The following is a 745-nucleotide window of genomic DNA, read 5'->3' as shown; positions in this document are numbered from 1 at the left end:
TGATGTCGCCCCCGTATTCCCGACCCCACCCTATTCGCAATAAAGCAGCTGGTCAGCCCCTGCAGCGTGTTGCCGCCTGAACTCCCGAGGCGACCGCATTTTCAGCGAAGAATGCGGATGCACCTCGTTGAAGTGCTCGAAGGCCGCTGGCAGTTGCGCCAGTACCGTCTGCGCGTCACTCAGGTCCATGCGCGCCACATAGTCGCGCTTGAAGGTGTTGACGAAGCTCTCGGCCATGCCGTTGCTCTGCGGGCTGCAGACGGGAGTGTTAATGGGCTTCAGGCCCAGAGCGCGTGCCAGCRCCCTCGTTTCGGCGGCGATGTAGGCACCGCCGTTGTCACTGAGGAACTCCAACTCCTGGCCCTGCGGGACCGCTTCGACCGAGCCGAAGCGGCGCTCCACGGCCTCGATGAGCATCTCGCGTACCGGCTCACCTKGCAGCCCTTTGCCCTCCCWCRCGCGCCAAGCCATCACCTCACGGTCGCAGCAATCCTTGGTGAAGGTGGCCGTMACGGTYTGRCCCGAATCGCACTTGATTTCCAGACCATCGGAGCACCATCGAAGGTCGCTGCGCGAGACCGCAACACGGCCCTCATGCGTGCGTGCGGACTGGCGCCGGCGAGGCGCCTTGGGCAGCAGCAGAGCGGCTTGTGCCATGACGCGATAGACGCGTTTGGCATTGACCCTCGGGGCGCCCCGTGCCGCACGCTGGCGGTTCACCAAGGCACAGGCACGTCGGTAGCCA

Annotated in this window: 1 protein-coding gene; it reads right to left on the bottom strand. The window is 64.9% G+C overall.

Going from position 1 to position 745, the window contains the following annotated elements; translation table 11 throughout:
- Positions 1–30: 30 nt before the first annotated feature.
- Positions 31–745, bottom strand: a 715-nt coding sequence (locus tag GRX31_RS30420; protein ID WP_160856272.1) for an integrase core domain-containing protein, incomplete at its 5' end; no start/stop codon positions are given.

It is taken from the genome of Delftia sp. CH05 (genome assembly GCF_009827015.1).
GTDB lineage: Bacteria > Pseudomonadota > Gammaproteobacteria > Burkholderiales > Burkholderiaceae_C > Comamonas > Comamonas tsuruhatensis.
Note: the sequence above shows the minus strand (reverse complement) of the source record. Positions and strands in the feature narration are given on the sequence as shown.